This is a genomic window from Pseudomonas sp. SWRI68 (assembly GCF_014269165.1).
Taxonomy (GTDB): Bacteria; Pseudomonadota; Gammaproteobacteria; order Pseudomonadales; family Pseudomonadaceae; genus Aquipseudomonas; species Aquipseudomonas capeferrum.
In genome coordinates this window covers 110,259-127,152 of sequence record NZ_JABWRU010000006.1, presented here as the reverse complement: position 1 = coordinate 127,152, position 16,894 = coordinate 110,259, and the positions used below count along the sequence as shown (strand labels likewise).

The window sequence follows — 16,894 nt, the reverse complement described above, 5'->3', positions numbered from 1 at the left end:
CGTGTTCCCAGTCATGCCTTGCGGCGCAGTATCAGCAGATGGCGCTGGCCCTGGCAACCTGGAACGGTCAGGGCCTGCTCGCTTTCCACTGTGAAGTCTGCGGGCAATGCTACCAGTTCATCGGCAGGATGCAGCCCCTTCATTGCAAGCCATTGCGTCCCGGTGTCGCCCAGATGGCGGGTCCAGTTGGTGAAGTTCTCCATGCTGCTGAAGGCACGCGAGATGATTCCGCTGAACGGTTGCGCCGGTTTGAAGGCTTCAACCCGGCTGTGGATAACCTGCAGGTTGTCCAGCTTGAGCTCCATTTTCACCTGGGTCAGGAAGCGGGTCTTCTTGCCGTTGCTGTCCAGCACCGTCACCCGCTTGTGCGGGTGCAGGATAGCCAAGGGAATGCCCGGCATGCCACCCCCGCTGCCGACATCCAGCCAGTTGTCGCGCTCGCTGTGGATAAACGACATGACGCTGAGGCTGTCGAGCAGGTGCCGGGAAACCATCTCGTCCGGATCGCGCACGGCAGTGAGGTTGTAGGCCTTGTTCCATTTGATCAACAGGGCCAGGTAGCCCAGTAGCATCGTGCGCTGCTGCGCGCTCAGCTCGATGCCGAGCTGGCGCGCGCCTGTGGACAATTCTTCGGCGTGTTGCGGGGTGACCAGGGAACTCAAGCGCTTTGCTCCAATTCGCGGCCTGCGCCGCGTTTTTTCAGATGAATCAGCAGCAGCGAAATGGCCGCTGGCGTCACACCAGGAATACGCGAAGCCTGGCCCAGCGTCTCGGGACGGGTCTGGCCGAGCTTGCCCTGGATCTCCTTGGACAGGCCGGAAATCGTGGTGTAGTCGATATCCACAGGCAGGCGGGTATCTTCACTGGCGCGCAGACGGGCGATCTCGTCCTGCTGGCGGTCGATGTAGCCCGCGTACTTGGTCTTGATCTCGACCTGTTCGGCAACCTGTGGGTCGATGGCATCCCCCCCGGTAGCCTCGATCAGGCCGGCGTAATCCACTTCTGGCCGTGCCAACAGGTTGAGCAGGCTGTATTCGTGGCTCAACGGCGTACCGAACTTATCCACAACCGCCTGCCCCTGCGGGGTATTAGGGCGAATCCAGGTCGACTTGAGGCGCTGTTCCTCACGCTCGATGCCATCACGCTTGGTGCAGAACGCCGCCCAACGCTGGTCATCGATCAGGCCCAGTTCACGGCCTTTCTCGGTCAGACGCAGGTCGGCGTTGTCCTCGCGCAGGATCAGCCGGTATTCGGCACGCGAGGTGAACATGCGGTACGGCTCCTGGGTACCCAGGGTGATCAGGTCGTCGACCAGTACGCCGATGTACGCCTCGTCGCGGCGCGGGCACCAGCTTTCGCGGCCTTGCGCGCGCAGCGCAGCGTTGGTACCGGCCAGCAGGCCTTGCGCACCGGCTTCTTCGTAACCGGTAGTGCCGTTGATCTGGCCGGCGAAGAACAGGCCGCCGATGACTTTGGTCTCGAGGCTGTACTTCAGGTCACGCGGGTCGAAGTAGTCGTACTCGATGGCATAACCCGGGCGCACGATGTGGGCGTTTTCCATGCCGCGGATCGAACGCACCAGCTCCAGCTGCACATCGAACGGCAGCGAAGTCGAAATACCGTTGGGGTACAGCTCATGGGTGGTCAGGCCTTCCGGCTCGATGAACACCTGGTGGCTTTCCTTGTCGGCGAAGCGATGGATCTTGTCTTCGATCGACGGGCAGTAGCGCGGGCCGACGCCTTCGATCACACCAGAGTACATCGGCGAACGGTCGAGGTTCGAGGCGATGATCTCGTGGGTACGTGCGTTGGTGTGGGTGATCCAGCAGCTCACCTGGCGCGGGTGCATCTGGGCATTGCCCATGAACGACATGACCGGGATCGGTGTGTCGCCCGGTTGTTCGGTCATCACCGAGAAGTCCACCGAGCGGCCATCGATACGTGGCGGGGTACCGGTTTTCAGTCGGCCGACGCGCAGCGGCAGTTCACGCATGCGGTGTGCCAGCGCGATCGAGGGCGGATCGCCGGCGCGGCCGCCGGAATGGTTTTGCAACCCGATGTGGATAAGCCCACCGAGGAAGGTACCGGTAGTCAGCACCACGGATTCGGCGAAGAACCGCAGGCCCATCTGGGTTACCACGCCTTTGACCTGGTCCTGTTCGACGATCAGGTCGTCGCAGGACTGCTGGAATATCCACAGGTTTGGCTGGTTTTCCAGGATTTCGCGAACCACTGCCTTGTAGATGGCGCGGTCAGCTTGCGCTCGGGTGGCGCGTACGGCCGGGCCTTTGCGGTTGTTCAACACGCGGAACTGAATGCCGCTCTTGTCGGTGGCCAGCGCCATGGCGCCGCCGAGCGCATCGATCTCTTTGACCAGATGGCTTTTGCCAATACCGCCAATCGCGGGGTTGCAGCTCATGTGACCGAGGGTTTCCACGTTGTGGGTCAGCAGCAGGGTTTTGACACCCATGCGTGCAGACGCAAGCGCAGCCTCGGTACCGGCATGGCCGCCGCCGATGACGATCACTTCAAAACGGGAAGGGAAATCCACCACGCACCTCGTGCCTGTTTTTGCGAATAGAGAAGGTAAGCCGACAAGTATAGGGACTTACCCCCTTGCAAAGGAACCGTTTGCGCAAAATTTGATCAGGCTGTGGATGAGTGGCAAACAACAGAAATCAAAGAAGAAGAATTTAAAAAGCTTTGTTTTTATGTTTATTCTTATGCACACACCTTTCTGTGGATAAGATTACACAGGCCTTATATGGCGCTGTGTACAGAGAAATTAAACCCTGTTATTCAAGTGCCATGAGGGCTATGGATAACGTCATTTAACCTGTGGATTAAATGCCTATTTACCCACAGGCCGGTTTTTCCTCAAGAAAAAGAGTGGGTTATCAAGAGACCTGAAGGTGGGTTATCCCCAGGGTACAGGCGCACCTATTTTCACCTGTGGATGAAAAAAACCAGGATCTGGACGGCCTTCTTGGCCAACGCACAGCCAGTGAGGTGACTGACGAGCAAAAAAAACCGCTCCCGAAGGAGCGGCCTGGTGTCGCCAATGGCCTTGTGAAGGCCTGTGGATTACTTGCCGATGCAAAAACTGGAGAAGATACGCCCCAGCAGGTCATCCGAGCTGAACGCCCCTGTGATCTCTCCCAGGGCGTGCTGAGCCTGGCGCAGGTCCTCTGCCAGCAGTTCACCGGCGCCAGCCAGGGTCAGCTGCGCACGGCCATGCTCCAGGTGATCGCTGGCCTGGCGCAGGGCATCCAGGTGGCGCCGGCGGGCACTGAAACCGCTCTCTGCAGTCTGTTCGTAGCCCATGCAGGCCTTGAGGTGGTCACGCAGCAACTGCAAGCCGCTATCGTCATCCTTGGCGCTGAGGGTGATGGTCACATGGCCGTCGTCACACTGCTCCAGGCCCACGGCTTCACCGCTGAGGTCGGCCTTGTTACGGATCAACGTGACGTTGCCAGGGTCCGGGCGCTGATCGAGGAACTCCGGCCAGAGGGCGAAGGGATCGCTGGCTTCGGGTGCCGTGGAGTCGACCACCAGCAATACACGATCAGCTTCGCCAATGGCCTTGAGCGCCCGCTCGACACCTATCTTTTCCACATGGTCATCGGTATCACGCAGGCCAGCGGTGTCCACCACGTGCAACGGCATGCCGTCGATGTGGATATGTTCACGCAGGATGTCCCGGGTGGTGCCGGCGATGTCGGTAACGATGGCCGCTTCGCGACCGGCAAGGCGGTTCAGCAGGCTGGATTTACCCGCATTCGGGCGGCCGGCGATCACCACCGTCATACCATCGCGCAGCAGCGCGCCCTGCCCGGCTTCGCGTTGTACTGTGGACAACTCGCTGCGCACGGTATCCAGCATCGACAGCACGTGGCCATCGGCGAGGAAGTCGATCTCCTCCTCGGGGAAGTCGATCGCCGCCTCCACGTAGATGCGCAAGGCGATCAGCGCCTCGGTGAGGCTGTGCACACGCTTGGAGAACTCCCCCTGCAGCGAGCGCAAGGCATTGCGCGCCGCCTGGCTGGAGCTGGCCTCGATAAGGTCGGCGATCGCCTCGGCTTGTGCCAGGTCGAGCTTGTCGTTGAGAAACGCACGCTCGCTGAACTCACCCGGGCGGGCCAGCCGGCAACCGAGTTGTACACAGCGCTGCAGCAGCATGTCCAGGACCACAGGCCCGCCATGCCCCTGGAGCTCGAGCACATCTTCACCGGTGAACGAGTTGGGCCCTGGGAAGTACAAGGCGATGCCTTCGTCCAGCACCAGGCCCTGGTCATCGCGAAACGGCCCGTAATGGGCGTGGCGAGGCGTCAGGGTACGGCCGGTGATGAGCTGGCCTGCCTGGGCAGCCAACGGGCCGGACAACCTGACAATGCCCACGCCTCCGCGGCCCTGGGCGGTAGCGATGGCGGCGATGGTCTCACGCACAGTGTTCATGCTCGAAAGCCTCTACGACAAAAAACGACAGATAGCAAAAACGCCCCACTAGGGGGCGTTTTTATTCACAGACTAGCAGCCCGTCAAGCAGCAGCTTTCTTGCTCGCTGCTTCGATACGGCGGGTGATGTACCACTGCTGGGAAATCGACAAGCAGTTGTTCACAACCCAGTACAGCACCAGACCAGCCGGGAACCACAGGAAGAAGAAGGTGAAGATGATTGGCATCATTTTCATGACCTTCGCCTGCATCGGATCCGGCGGCGTCGGGTTCAGACGCTGCTGAATGAACATGGTGGCGCCCATGATGATCGGCAGGATGAAGAACGGATCCTTGATCGACAGGTCAGTGATCCACAGCATCCATGGGGCCTGGCGCATCTCGACGCTTTCCAGCAGTACCCAGTACAGGGCCAGGAATACCGGCATCTGAACCAGGATCGGCAAGCAGCCACCCAGCGGGTTGATCTTCTCTTTCTTGTACAGCTCCATCATCGCCTGGGACATCTTCTGGCGATCATCGCCGAAGCGTTCCTTCAGCGCGGCAAGCTTTGGCGCCACGGCACGCATGCGCGCCATCGAGCGGTAGCTGGCAGCCGACAGCGGGAAGAACAGGCCTTTGATCAGCATGGTCAGCACGATGATCGACCAGCCCCAGTTACCCAGCAGGCTGTGGATATGTTGCAGCAGCCAGAAGATCGGTTGGGCAATGAACCACAGGAAACCGTAGTCGACGGTCAGTTCCAGGCCTGGGGACAACTCCTTGAGCTTGGACTGGATCTTCGGACCGGCGTACAGCATGGCGCTGGTTTCGACCTTGCCGCCAGCAGGGACGCTGATGGCCGGGCCGGTGTAACCGATGATGTAGTTGCCTTGGCTGTCCTTGCGGGTTTGGACAACGTTGTTGTCCGACTTGGCCGGGATCCAGGCGGTTACGAAGTAGTGCTGCAGCCAGGCGACCCAGCCGCCGGACACATTTTCTTTCAAACTACCTTTGTCGATGTCTTTCATCGACACTTTCTTGTACGGCTCGGCAGCTGTCCACAGGGCGGCGCCCAGGTAGGTGGCGGTGCCGGTTGCCGTGCTCGAAGACGGATCGCCACTGGCGTCACGCTTGAGCTGGGCAAACATGTTGCCGCTCCAGGGCTGTGCGCTCTGGTTGTCGATCAGGTAGCTGACAGTCAGGTCGTACTCACCACGCTTGAAGCTGAAGCGCTTGATGTAGTTCACACCGTTGTCGCTGAACTTCAGGTCGACCACCAGTTGTTCCTGGCCATCGGCCAGCTGGTAGCTGCGCTGCTCGGCCGCGTACAGCGGGCGACCAGTGGAACGGGCGTCCGGGCCGTTGGCGCCGGTCAGGCCGCTCTGGGCCAGGTACACACGCTCGCCGCCATTGTCGAACAGCTGGAACGGAATGTTCGGGTGGTCCTGACGGCGTGGGTACTTCGGCAGGTTCAGCTGGACGATGTCACCACCGACCGGGTCGATAGCCAGTTCCAGAACATCAGTCTTGACCCGGACCAGATCCTTGCTGAGTGCGACCGGTGCCAGTTCGGCAGGGCTCGATTCGGCGTTGGCGCTCGGTACATCGGCGCTGGCACCGTTGTTACCGGCCGGCACGCCATCGGGCAAGCCCGGAGCAACAGTGCTGGCAGCAGTATTCTGAGTCGGCAGGGCAGCTTGGCCGTAGTCATCGTTCCACTTCAGGACCATGACGTAGGACACGACTGCCAGCGCGGCGATCAGGATCGTGCGTTTAATATCCATGATTACTCGGCTATCGAAGAAGTTCGGGAGGAAGGAGCGGGTGGAACGGGGTCGAAACCGCCGTCGTTCCACGGATGACAACGCCCCAGGCGACGAACGGCCAGCCACCCACCACGCCAGAGGCCATGGTTTTCGATGGCTTCGTAAGCGTAACAGGAGCAGCTGGGGAAGAAACGACAGTGATTGGCCATCAGTGGACTGATGGCATAACGGTAAAACTGGATCGGAACGAGTGCCAGTTTACGCATCTTGGCTGTCTACCCCTGCGGAATCGGCGCTAACTGCTGGAGATGGCCGGCTGCGCGCCAGGCGTTTCCAGAGCTTGCCAAAGTGTTGATGCAATTCCGGGTTTTCTACCTCACCCAATCCCTTGCGCGCGACGATCACGATGTCCAGGCCAGCGAGTATCTGCTGGTTCAGACGAAAGGAATCGCGCATCAAGCGCTTGAGGCGATTGCGTTGAACGGCGAGCTTGACGCTCTTCTTGCCAATCACCAGGCCAAGGCGTGGATGATCGAGGCCGTTCTCGCGAGCAAGGATCAGCAGGTTTTTCCCTGGAACCTTGCCGGTTGGGGAGTCGAAGACCGCTTTGAAATGTCGGGGTGTAAGCAGTCGCTTTTCCCGACTGAAGTCCTGACTCACCACCTGTGCCGAAAAATCAAATGGCCAGACGCTTACGGCCTTTGGCACGACGACGCGACAGAACAGCGCGGCCGTTCTTGGTAGCCATACGAGCACGGAAACCGTGAGTGCGCGCGCGCTTGATGGTGCTTGGTTGGAAAGTACGTTTCATGGCGTGTTACCTGGGTTTGTCGACGACGGCCGGGATGGCCCCCTTTTTAAGAGACCGGCGATTCTAGAGAAAGCAAGGCAATAGGTCAATTTCCAACCAGTCATTCCTTATAGACGGCGTGATGCGTTTGCTCGGCCAGCGGTTGCCCAGACACGAGCCATTCGGGATCCCCCCACCGTGGATAACATGATAAAAAAGAAGAGACATTTAAAAAGCTTTCTTAAAGAACTTATAAATCTTAAGTGGATAACTTTCTGTGGATAACGTTCTACAGCCCAGGAAAATCAGCCTGTACAGAGTTTTGAAACCCTGTCGGTATCCGGTGCTGCGCTTGTGCTGCGCCTGCGTAGAATCTGTGTATAAAAACACGCTTTATCCACAGTCGAATTATCCACAGATCTCGACCCAGGGTTGTGCATAGCCCTCAGGTGCGGTTATCCACAAGGTTTATGCACAGCTGTATAAAGACGTTTTGGTCGATAAATGGCTGTTTTGCCATGACTCCTAACGTATCCACATGTGGATAACTGATCGCTCGACCGGTACAATGGCGGTTTGCTTTTGCCTCATCCGGCTTTCAAACTCAGGGGATATCCGTGTCAGTGGAACTTTGGCAGCAGTGCGTGGAGCTTCTGCGCGATGAACTGCCTGCCCAGCAATTCAACACCTGGATCCGTCCGCTACAGGTCGAAGCCGAAGGCGACGAGTTGCGCGTCTATGCGCCTAACCGTTTCGTTCTCGATTGGGTCAATGAAAAGTACCTGGGTCGTCTGCTCGAGCTGTTGGGTGAAAACGGCAGCGGCATTGCACCTGCCCTTTCCTTATTAATAGGCAGCCGTCGCAGCTCTGCGCCGCGTGCCGCCCCCAATGCGCCTGTCAGTGCCGCTGTGGCTGCTTCGCTGGCGCAGACCCAGGTACACAAGGCTGCGCCCGCTGTTGTGTCGGCAGAACCTGCCGCTGCACCGGTAGAGCCTGTGCTGGTCAACGAGGTGGCTGAGCCGTCGTCGCGCGACAGCTTCGATGCCATGGCCGAGCCTGCGCCGGTGCCGGCTACCAGCACCCGTACCGAACAGCGCACCGTTCAGGTTGAAGGCGCGCTCAAGCACACCAGTTACCTGAACCGCACGTTCACCTTCGACACGTTCGTCGAAGGTAAGTCGAACCAGCTGGCGCGTGCGGCCGCCTGGCAGGTCGCCGACAACCCCAAGCATGGCTACAACCCGCTCTTCCTTTATGGCGGCGTCGGCCTGGGCAAAACCCACTTGATGCATGCTGTGGGTAACCACCTGCTGAAGAAAAACCCGAATGCCAAGGTGGTCTACCTGCACTCGGAGCGTTTCGTCGCCGACATGGTCAAGGCGCTGCAGCTCAATGCCATCAACGAATTCAAGCGCTTCTATCGCTCGGTCGATGCGCTGCTGATCGACGATATCCAGTTCTTCGCCCGCAAGGAGCGCTCGCAGGAAGAGTTTTTCCACACCTTCAACGCCCTGCTCGAGGGCGGCCAGCAGGTGATCCTCACCTCCGACCGCTACCCGAAAGAAATCGAAGGCCTGGAAGAACGCCTGAAGTCCCGCTTCGGCTGGGGCCTGACCGTTGCAGTCGAGCCGCCAGAGCTGGAAACCCGTGTGGCGATCCTGATGAAGAAGGCCGACCAGGCCAAAGTCGAGCTGCCCCATGACGCAGCCTTCTTCATTGCCCAGCGCATCCGTTCCAACGTCCGTGAACTTGAAGGGGCACTGAAGCGGGTGATTGCTCACTCGCACTTCATGGGCCGCGACATCACCATCGAACTGATTCGCGAATCGCTGAAGGATCTGCTGGCACTGCAGGACAAATTGGTCAGTGTGGATAACATCCAGCGCACCGTGGCCGAGTACTACAAGATCAAGATCTCCGATCTGTTGTCCAAACGGCGCTCGCGCTCTGTCGCGCGGCCGCGGCAGGTGGCCATGGCCCTGTCGAAGGAGCTGACCAACCACAGTCTGCCGGAGATCGGCGACATGTTTGGTGGTCGCGACCACACGACCGTGCTGCACGCCTGCCGCAAGATCAACGAACTGAAGGAATCCGACGCGGACATCCGCGAGGACTACAAGAACCTGCTGCGGACGCTGACGACCTGATGGCCGTCTGCGCAGCTAATTGAAGGCAAGGGACTAGACCATGCATTTCACCATTCAACGCGAAGCCCTGTTGAAACCCCTGCAACTGGTCGCCGGTGTCGTCGAGCGCCGTCAGACCTTGCCGGTCCTGTCTAACGTATTGCTGGTTGTGCAAGGCCAGCAGCTGTCGTTGACCGGTACCGACCTGGAAGTCGAACTGGTAGGCCGCGTGCAACTCGAAGAGCCAGCCGAGCCTGGCGAAATCACTGTCCCGGCGCGCAAGCTGATGGACATCTGCAAAAGCCTGCCGAACGACGTCCTGATCGATATCAAGGTCGACGAGCAAAAACTGTTGGTCAAGGCCGGCCGCAGCCGCTTTACCCTGTCGACCCTGCCTGCCAATGACTTCCCGACTGTGGAAGAAGGCCCGGGCTCGCTGACCTGCAACCTGGAGCAGAGCAAGCTGCGCCGCCTGATCGAGCGCACCAGCTTCGCCATGGCCCAGCAAGATGTTCGCTACTACCTCAACGGCATGCTGTTGGAGGTATCGCGTAATACCTTGCGTGCGGTGTCTACCGATGGTCACCGCCTGGCACTGTGCTCGATGAGTGCCCCCATCGAGCAGGATGATCGCCATCAGGTCATCGTGCCGCGCAAAGGTATCCTTGAGCTGGCGCGTCTGCTGACCGACCCTGAAGGCATGGTCAGTATCGTCCTGGGGCAGCATCATATCCGCGCGACCACCGGCGAATTCACCTTCACCTCCAAGCTGGTGGACGGCAAATTCCCTGACTACGAGCGCGTATTGCCCAAGGGCGGCGACAAACTGGTGGTGGGTGATCGTCAGGCACTGCGTGAGGCCTTCAGCCGTACCGCCATCCTGTCCAACGAGAAGTACCGCGGTATTCGCCTGCAACTGGCCGCTGGCCAATTGAAGATTCAGGCCAATAACCCGGAACAGGAAGAAGCTGAAGAAGAAATCAGTGTCGACTATAACGGCAGCGCGCTGGAAATCGGCTTCAACGTCAGCTACCTGCTGGACGTGCTGGGCGTCATGACAACCGAGCAGGTGCGTCTGATTCTGTCCGACTCCAACAGCAGTGCGCTGCTGCAGGAGGCTGGCAATGATGATTCGTCCTACGTTGTCATGCCGATGCGTCTGTAACCTGTAGCAGAGCGAATGTCCCTTCGACGTATCATGGTCACCGCGGTGCGCAACCTGCACCCGGTGACCCTCTCACCTTCTCCCCGCATCAACATCCTCTACGGTGCTAATGGCAGCGGCAAGACCAGTGTGCTTGAAGCTGTGCACCTGCTTGGGCTGGCGCGGTCCTTCCGCAGTACGCGTCTTAACCCCGTCATCCAATACGAGCAGCCAGCGTGCACCGTGTTTGGCGAGGTCGAGTTGACGTCGGGAGGCACCAGCAACCTGGGGGTATCTCGGGAACGGCAAGGCGAATTCACAATTCGCATCGACGGGCAGAATGCCAAAAGTGCTGCGCAGTTGGCCGAACTGTTGCCATTGCAGCTGATCAACCCAGACAGTTTCAGGTTGCTGGAGGGCGCCCCGAAAATTCGCCGCCAGTTCCTGGATTGGGGAGTGTTCCACGTGGAACCTCGGTTTTTGCCTGCCTGGCAGCGCCTGCAGAAGGCGCTCAGGCAGCGAAACTCGTGGTTGCGGCATGGTACACTTGACCCAGCTTCGCAAGCCGCCTGGGACCGGGAATTGTGCCTGGCCAGCGCGGAAATAGATGAATACCGTCGCAACTACATCATGGCCTTGAAGCCCGTCTTCGAGCGAACCCTGAGCGAACTGGTCGAGCTTGACGGGTTGACCCTGAGCTATTACCGAGGCTGGGACAAGGACCGGGAACTCAACGAAGTACTCGCCTCCTCTCTCCTTCGTGATCAGCAGATGGGCCATACCCAGGCCGGTCCGCAGCGTGCTGATCTACGACTTCGATTGGCTGCCAACAACGCAGCCGACATTCTGTCGCGAGGGCAGCAGAAACTTGTGGTGTGTGCGCTACGCATTGCCCAAGGGCACCTCGTCAGTCAGGCTCGCCGCGGTCACTGTATTTATCTCGTGGATGATTTGCCGTCAGAACTGGACGAGCAACACCGCCGCGCATTGTGCCGCTTGCTTGAAGAATTACGCTGCCAGGTGTTCATCACCTGTGTAGATCACGAATTACTGAGGGAAGGCTGGCAGACGGAAACGCCAGTTGCTTTGTTCCACGTGGAACAAGGCTGTATCACCCAGACCCACGACCATCGGGAGTGAAGGCATGAGCGAAAATCAAACGTACGACTCCTCCAGCATCAAGGTGCTGAAAGGTTTGGATGCCGTACGCAAGCGTCCCGGCATGTACATTGGCGACACCGATGATGGTAGCGGCCTGCACCACATGGTCTTCGAAGTGGTCGACAACTCGATCGACGAAGCCCTCGCCGGTCATTGCGATGACATCACCGTCATCATCCACACGGATGAGTCCATCAGCGTGCGCGACAACGGTCGCGGCATTCCGGTTGATGTGCACAAAGAAGAAGGCGTTTCCGCAGCGGAGGTCATCATGACCGTGCTGCACGCCGGCGGTAAGTTCGACGACAACTCGTACAAAGTATCCGGCGGCCTGCACGGCGTGGGTGTTTCTGTAGTGAACGCTCTGTCCGAAAAGCTGGTACTGACAGTACGTCGCAGCGGCAAGATCTGGGAGCAGACCTACGTTCATGGTGTCCCCCAGGCACCGATGGCGATTGTCGGTGACAGCGAAACGACCGGTACCCACATCCATTTCAAGCCTTCGGCTGAGACGTTCAAAAACATCCACTTCAGCTGGGATATCCTGGCCAAGCGGATCCGTGAGCTGTCGTTCCTTAACTCGGGCGTCGGCATTCTGCTCAAGGATGAACGCAGCGGTAAGGAAGAGTTCTTCAAGTACGAAGGTGGCCTGCGGGCTTTCGTCGAGTACCTGAACACCAACAAGACGCCGGTTAACACCCAGGTGTTCCACTTCAGTGTTCAGCGTGAAGATGGCGTGGGCGTTGAAGTCGCCCTGCAGTGGAACGACAGCTTCAACGAGAACCTGTTGTGCTTCACCAACAACATTCCGCAGCGTGATGGCGGTACTCACCTGGTGGGCTTCCGTTCTTCGCTGACCCGTAGCCTGAACAGCTACATCGAGCAGGAAGGCCTGGCCAAGAAGAACAAGGTCGCAACCACTGGCGATGACGCCCGTGAAGGCTTGACCGCGATCATCTCGGTCAAAGTCCCGGACCCCAAGTTCAGCTCCCAGACCAAGGACAAGCTGGTCTCCTCGGAAGTGAAGACTGCCGTGGAACAGGAGATGAACAAGTACTTCTCGGACTTCCTGCTGGAAAACCCGAACGAAGCCAAAGCCGTTGTCGGCAAGATGATCGACGCTGCCCGAGCGCGTGAAGCGGCGCGCAAGGCGCGTGAGATGACTCGTCGCAAAGGCGCACTGGACATCGCTGGCCTGCCTGGCAAGTTGGCTGACTGCCAGGAAAAGGACCCTGCCCTTTCCGAACTGTACCTGGTGGAGGGTGACTCCGCAGGTGGCTCGGCCAAGCAAGGTCGCAACCGTCGCACCCAGGCTATCCTGCCGCTGAAGGGCAAGATCCTCAACGTCGAGAAGGCTCGTTTCGACAAGATGATCTCGTCCCAGGAGGTCGGCACGCTGATCACTGCGCTGGGCTGTGGTATCGGTCGCGAAGAGTACAACATCGACAAGCTGCGTTATCACAATATCATCATCATGACCGATGCTGACGTTGACGGTTCGCACATCCGTACCTTGTTGCTGACCTTCTTCTTCCGTCAGCTGCCTGAGCTGGTCGAGCGTGGCTATATCTATATTGCCCAGCCACCGTTGTACAAGGTGAAGAAAGGCAAGCAGGAGCAGTACATCAAGGACGACGAGGCCATGGAAGAATACATGACCCAATCGGCCCTGGAAGATGCCAGCCTGCACCTGGACGAGTCGGCGCCAGCGGTTTCCGGTGTACAACTGGAAAGCCTGGTGAACGAGTTCCGTGGGGTGATGAAGACCCTCAAGCGTTTGTCGCGCCTGTACCCACAGGAGCTGACCGAGCACTTCATCTACCTGCCGGAAGTCACCCTGGAGCAGTTGGGCGACCACGCTGTGATGCAGGCCTGGCTGGCCAAGTTCCAGGAGCGTCTGAGCAATACCCAGAAGTCGGGCCTGGCTTACAATGCCAGCCTTCGCGAAGACAAAGAGCGCAATGTCTGGCTGCCGGAAGTGGAAATCACCTCGCACGGTCTGGCCAGCTACATCACGTTCAACCGCGATTTCTTCGGCAGCAACGACTACCGTACCGTGGTCAACATCGGTGCCAAGCTGTCCAGCCTGCTGGGTGAAGGTGCCTATGTTAAGCGCGGTGAGCGTCGCAAGGCGATTGTCGAGTTCAAGGAAGGCCTGGACTGGCTGATGAACGAGAGCACCAAGCGCCACACCATCCAGCGATACAAAGGGCTGGGTGAGATGAACCCGGACCAGCTGTGGGAAACCACCATGGACCCAACCGTGCGCCGCATGCTCAAGGTCACTATCGAAGACGCGATCGCTGCCGATCAGATCTTCAATACCCTGATGGGTGACGCGGTGGAGCCTCGCCGCGAGTTCATCGAAAGCAATGCGCTGTCGGTGTCGAACCTGGACTTCTGATCAGGTTCAGACAACCGCCATAAGAAAGCCCGCGCAAGCGGGCTTTTTTTTACCTCGATTTTGGCGACCTCAGTACCCACTGAGAATATTTACAATCACCCCGCTGGCGATGGCCACCAGCACGTAATCGCCGTTCACGGACAACCAACGGTGGTCACGCGGCGGTGCATAGAGGTGACGTGCGCGCCAGTCAGTCACCCAATAGCGGTCGCCGCGGTAACGGGGGTCAACGGCATGACCGCGTTGCCATTGCTGATGCGGTACCGGCATCCCCGCTTGAGGGCGGTAGTTTGGATTTTTGTAGGCCGGCGCGTGGCCGTTGCCAGGGCGCCCTTGTTGCGGCTGCTTTCCATGTTGGGGGCCGCCATGCTGAGGGTTGCCCTGATGGGCGGGACCGTTGTCATGCCCCTGGGGCGGGCCAGGTTGAGCGAAACTGGCCAGCGGTACGCTGAACATCAGCGCGGCGCAAAGCACGGTCAGGGTTTTCTTCATGTGATGCTGATCCTCTGCATGTTAAGGCCCGGCGCAACTCACTGAGCGCCTGGTGCGGTTAACTGTTCAGACAGCGGTTTTGCCAGCCTAATCCTTGGCCAGAGGTAAAGGTCGGGTAAAGGTGAACCAGGCGATCACATCGTGCCCAGGCCCAGCGCCTTCAACCGCCGATAGAGCGTGCGCTCGCTCATGCCAAGATGCCGGGCCAGTTCACTGCGTGGCCCCTGAAACTGATCCAGCGCCTGCGCCAGCTCACTCAAGTCGCCATGCCCCCTGCCCTTGGTGAAACCTGGCGCGCTCTGCGGGCCGATATCTTCGGGTAGATGCTCGGGGCGGATCAGCCCGTCATCGGCAAACAGCCTTGCCCTTTCCAGGATATTACGCAGCTCGCGGATGTTGCCTGGGAATGGATGCAGGCCTAGCTGTTTCAGCGCGCCATCGGTCAGGCTCGGCGTCGGCTTGCCAGCCATACGCTGAAGGAGGCTCTCGGCAAGCAATGGCAGGTCTTCCACACGCTCGCGCAGTGCGGGCAGCCGGATCGGAAAGCCACTGATGCGGTAATACAGATCCTCACGGAAAGTACCCTCAGCGACCATCTTCTTGAGCGGTTTGTGTGTTGCCGACACCAGGCGGAAATCCGCGTGCACGGTCCGCAGGCTGCCCACCGGGCGGAAGCTTCCGGATTCGATCAGGCGCAGCAACTTCACCTGCATCGCCATCGGCACCTCGCCAATTTCATCGAGGAACAACGTGCCGCCATGGGCCGCTTCGGCCAGGCCGATCTTGCGCTGGTTGGCGCCGGTGAACGCGCCCTTCTCGTAGCCGAACAATTCGCTCTCGAACAGTGATTCGGTCAAACCGGTGCAGTCGACCACTACCAACGGCCCACTGGCGCGCGGGCTGCCCATGTGGATGGCGCGGGCGAACAGCTCTTTACCGGTACCCGATTCACCCTGCAGCAACACCGGAATTTGCGCGGGGGCGGCGCGCTGCAGGCTGGCCAGCGCCGCCTTGAACGCTGGCGCCCGCCCGACCAAGCCCTGTTGCTGGGGCTGCGCCGAGGCTAGGGTGATCGTGGTGAGCCGCTCGACAAAGGCGACCACCCTGCCCTGCTCGTCCAGGATCGGCCGCAGTTCGACATCCACATGCTCAGGGCCTCGCGGGGTGTGATGAATGTGCAGCACGCGCTCCGGCACCTTGCTGTGCCACGCCTTGCGCATCGGGCAATGTTCACCTGCCTGGTCGCAAGGCACCGCGTAGTGGTGCGAGACCTTGTGGCACTTTTCACCCAACGGCGCCTGCTCGTCTCGGCCGAACTGGCGGCGGTAGGCGGCGTTGGCGGCGAGGATGTTGTAGTCGGTATCCAGCACGATGGTGGGCAGCGCATCGTGTTCGAGGTAGGAAACCAGCGCTAGGATGATGTGATGGGCTTCAGGCATGGGGGCACCGATGTGATAACCCGGCGGAGGGTAGCAAGGACTGCCAAACACTGCCATTGGCTGACAGTCGACTGTCAATGTGGCTGCCATGTTGCCTGGCGCGTGCCAGGCAGGGCCGCATTCATTGGCCCATGCCCATGAAAAACCCTGGCATGTATCTTGATAAACCTCCGGCTACTGCCTACGCCTCTACAAAGGGTGCAGGAAACTTTGGAGAACGTGATGATCATCGGTAACAACCTTCACGTGGAAGCCTTCTTCGACGAGGCGACCTCGACCATCAGCTACCTGCTCATGGACAGCGAGACGCGCAAGTGCGCGTTGATCGACAGTGTGCTGGACTACGACCCCAAGTCCGGGCGTACCTGCACCGCATCGGCAGACCGCTTGATCGCCCAGGTTGAGGCGCTGGGTGGCCAGGTGCAGTGGATTCTGGAAACCCATGTTCACGCCGATCACCTTTCGGCAGCCGCCTACCTGAAGGAAAAACTTGGCGGCCACACCGCCATCGGTGCGCACATCACCCAGGTGCAAAAAGTCTTCGGCGCGCTGTTCAATGCCGAGCCGGGTTTTGCCCGGGACGGCAGCCAGTTCGATGTACTGCTTGAGGACGAGGAAGGTTTTCGTATCGGCAACCTGCACGCCCGTGCCTTGCACACCCCGGGGCACACCCCGGCATGCATGAGTTATGTGGTGGTGGATGGTGGTGAAACGGCGGTGTTCGTCGGCGACACGCTGTTCATGCCCGATTACGGTACGGCGCGCTGCGACTTCCCCGGCGCCGACGCCCGCACCCTGTACCGGTCGATCCGCCGCCTGCTGGCCTTCCCCGACCAGACCCGGTTGTTCCTGTGCCACGACTACCTGCCTGGCGGGCGCGCGATGCAGTACGTCACGACCGTGGCCGAGCAGCGCGGCAGCAATATTCACATCCATCACGGCGTTGATGAAGACAGCTTCGTGGCCATGCGCGAGGCCCGTGACAAGACCCTCGACATGCCCGTGCTGATTCTGCCATCAGTGCAGGTGAACATGCGCAGCGGTCATTTTCCCGAGCCCGAGGCCAATGGCGTGAGCTACCTGAAGATTCCACTGAACACGCTTTGATCGCTTTTACCCATAACGAGATTTCCAG

14 protein-coding genes are annotated in these 16,894 nt (G+C 59.5%); 5 read left to right on the top strand and 9 right to left on the bottom strand.

Annotated features, from left to right (window positions below):
• Positions 1-11: 11 nt before the first annotated feature.
• The 7 genes from rsmG to rpmH form a co-directional block, all read right to left on the bottom strand.
• Positions 12-662 carry a 16S rRNA (guanine(527)-N(7))-methyltransferase RsmG gene (rsmG, locus tag HU770_RS11540; RefSeq protein ID WP_186663694.1) on the bottom strand — a complete coding sequence of 217 codons (651 nt, stop codon included), beginning with the start codon at positions 660-662 and terminating at the stop codon, positions 12-14.
• Positions 659-2,551 (bottom strand): tRNA uridine-5-carboxymethylaminomethyl(34) synthesis enzyme MnmG, encoded by a 1,893-nt coding sequence (gene mnmG / locus HU770_RS11535; RefSeq protein WP_186655455.1) that lies wholly within the window; start codon positions 2,549-2,551, stop codon positions 659-661. Before mnmG ends, rsmG begins: the two co-directional genes overlap by 4 nt.
• Positions 2,552-3,084: 533 nt before the next feature.
• Positions 3,085-4,455: a tRNA uridine-5-carboxymethylaminomethyl(34) synthesis GTPase MnmE gene (gene mnmE / locus HU770_RS11530; RefSeq protein WP_186655452.1), complete on the bottom strand. Its 1,371-nt coding sequence runs from the start codon at positions 4,453-4,455 to the stop codon at positions 3,085-3,087.
• A gap of 83 nt (positions 4,456-4,538) precedes the next feature.
• Entirely contained in the window at positions 4,539-6,221 is a 1,683-nt protein-coding gene (yidC, locus tag HU770_RS11525) for a membrane protein insertase YidC (protein ID WP_033702440.1), read from the bottom strand.
• Between the two features lie 2 nt (positions 6,222-6,223).
• On the bottom strand, positions 6,224-6,469 hold the full coding sequence (gene yidD, locus HU770_RS11520) for a membrane protein insertion efficiency factor YidD (protein ID WP_015268406.1): 246 nt from the start codon (positions 6,467-6,469) through the stop codon (positions 6,224-6,226).
• Entirely contained in the window at positions 6,462-6,866 is a 405-nt protein-coding gene (gene rnpA / locus HU770_RS11515; RefSeq protein ID WP_077068714.1) for a ribonuclease P protein component, read from the bottom strand. The genes yidD and rnpA overlap by 8 nt, the downstream gene beginning before the upstream one ends.
• Before the next feature lie 13 nt (positions 6,867-6,879).
• A complete protein-coding gene (rpmH, locus tag HU770_RS11510; RefSeq protein WP_003253163.1) occupies positions 6,880-7,014 on the bottom strand; it encodes a 50S ribosomal protein L34 in 135 nt (44 codons plus the stop codon).
• A gap of 596 nt (positions 7,015-7,610) precedes the next feature.
• On the opposite strand from rpmH, the gene dnaA reads away from it, so the two are divergent.
• Genes dnaA through gyrB form a run of 4 tightly spaced genes read left to right on the top strand, consistent with a single transcriptional unit; the run spans position 7,611 to position 13,828 of the window.
• Positions 7,611-9,140, top strand: a complete 1,530-nt coding sequence (dnaA, locus tag HU770_RS11505; protein WP_033702442.1) for a chromosomal replication initiator protein DnaA — start codon at positions 7,611-7,613, stop codon at positions 9,138-9,140.
• 40 nt (positions 9,141-9,180) lie between these two features.
• Positions 9,181-10,284 (top strand): DNA polymerase III subunit beta, encoded by a 1,104-nt coding sequence (dnaN, locus tag HU770_RS11500; RefSeq protein ID WP_027592068.1) that lies wholly within the window; start codon positions 9,181-9,183, stop codon positions 10,282-10,284.
• Positions 10,285-10,299: 15 nt separating this feature from the next.
• On the top strand, positions 10,300-11,403 hold the full coding sequence (gene recF, locus HU770_RS11495; protein ID WP_033702443.1) for a DNA replication/repair protein RecF: 1,104 nt from the start codon (positions 10,300-10,302) through the stop codon (positions 11,401-11,403).
• A 4-nt stretch (positions 11,404-11,407) separates the two neighbouring features.
• Complete coding sequence (gyrB, locus tag HU770_RS11490) at positions 11,408-13,828, top strand: DNA topoisomerase (ATP-hydrolyzing) subunit B (protein WP_033702444.1); 2,421 nt, start codon at positions 11,408-11,410, stop codon at positions 13,826-13,828.
• Between the two features lie 69 nt (positions 13,829-13,897).
• Here gyrB and HU770_RS11485 read toward each other — a convergent pair whose 3' ends face one another.
• On the bottom strand, positions 13,898-14,320 hold the full coding sequence (locus HU770_RS11485) for an RcnB family protein (RefSeq protein WP_047582477.1): 423 nt from the start codon (positions 14,318-14,320) through the stop codon (positions 13,898-13,900).
• A 134-nt stretch (positions 14,321-14,454) separates the two neighbouring features.
• Complete coding sequence (locus HU770_RS11480) at positions 14,455-15,759, bottom strand: sigma 54-interacting transcriptional regulator (RefSeq protein WP_186663693.1); 1,305 nt, start codon at positions 15,757-15,759, stop codon at positions 14,455-14,457.
• Positions 15,760-15,981: 222 nt separating this feature from the next.
• Here HU770_RS11480 and HU770_RS11475 point away from each other — a divergent pair, with 222 nt between their 5' ends.
• Positions 15,982-16,866 (top strand): MBL fold metallo-hydrolase, encoded by an 885-nt coding sequence (locus HU770_RS11475; RefSeq protein WP_033702447.1) that lies wholly within the window; start codon positions 15,982-15,984, stop codon positions 16,864-16,866.
• The last annotated feature ends 28 nt before the right edge of the window (positions 16,867-16,894 follow it).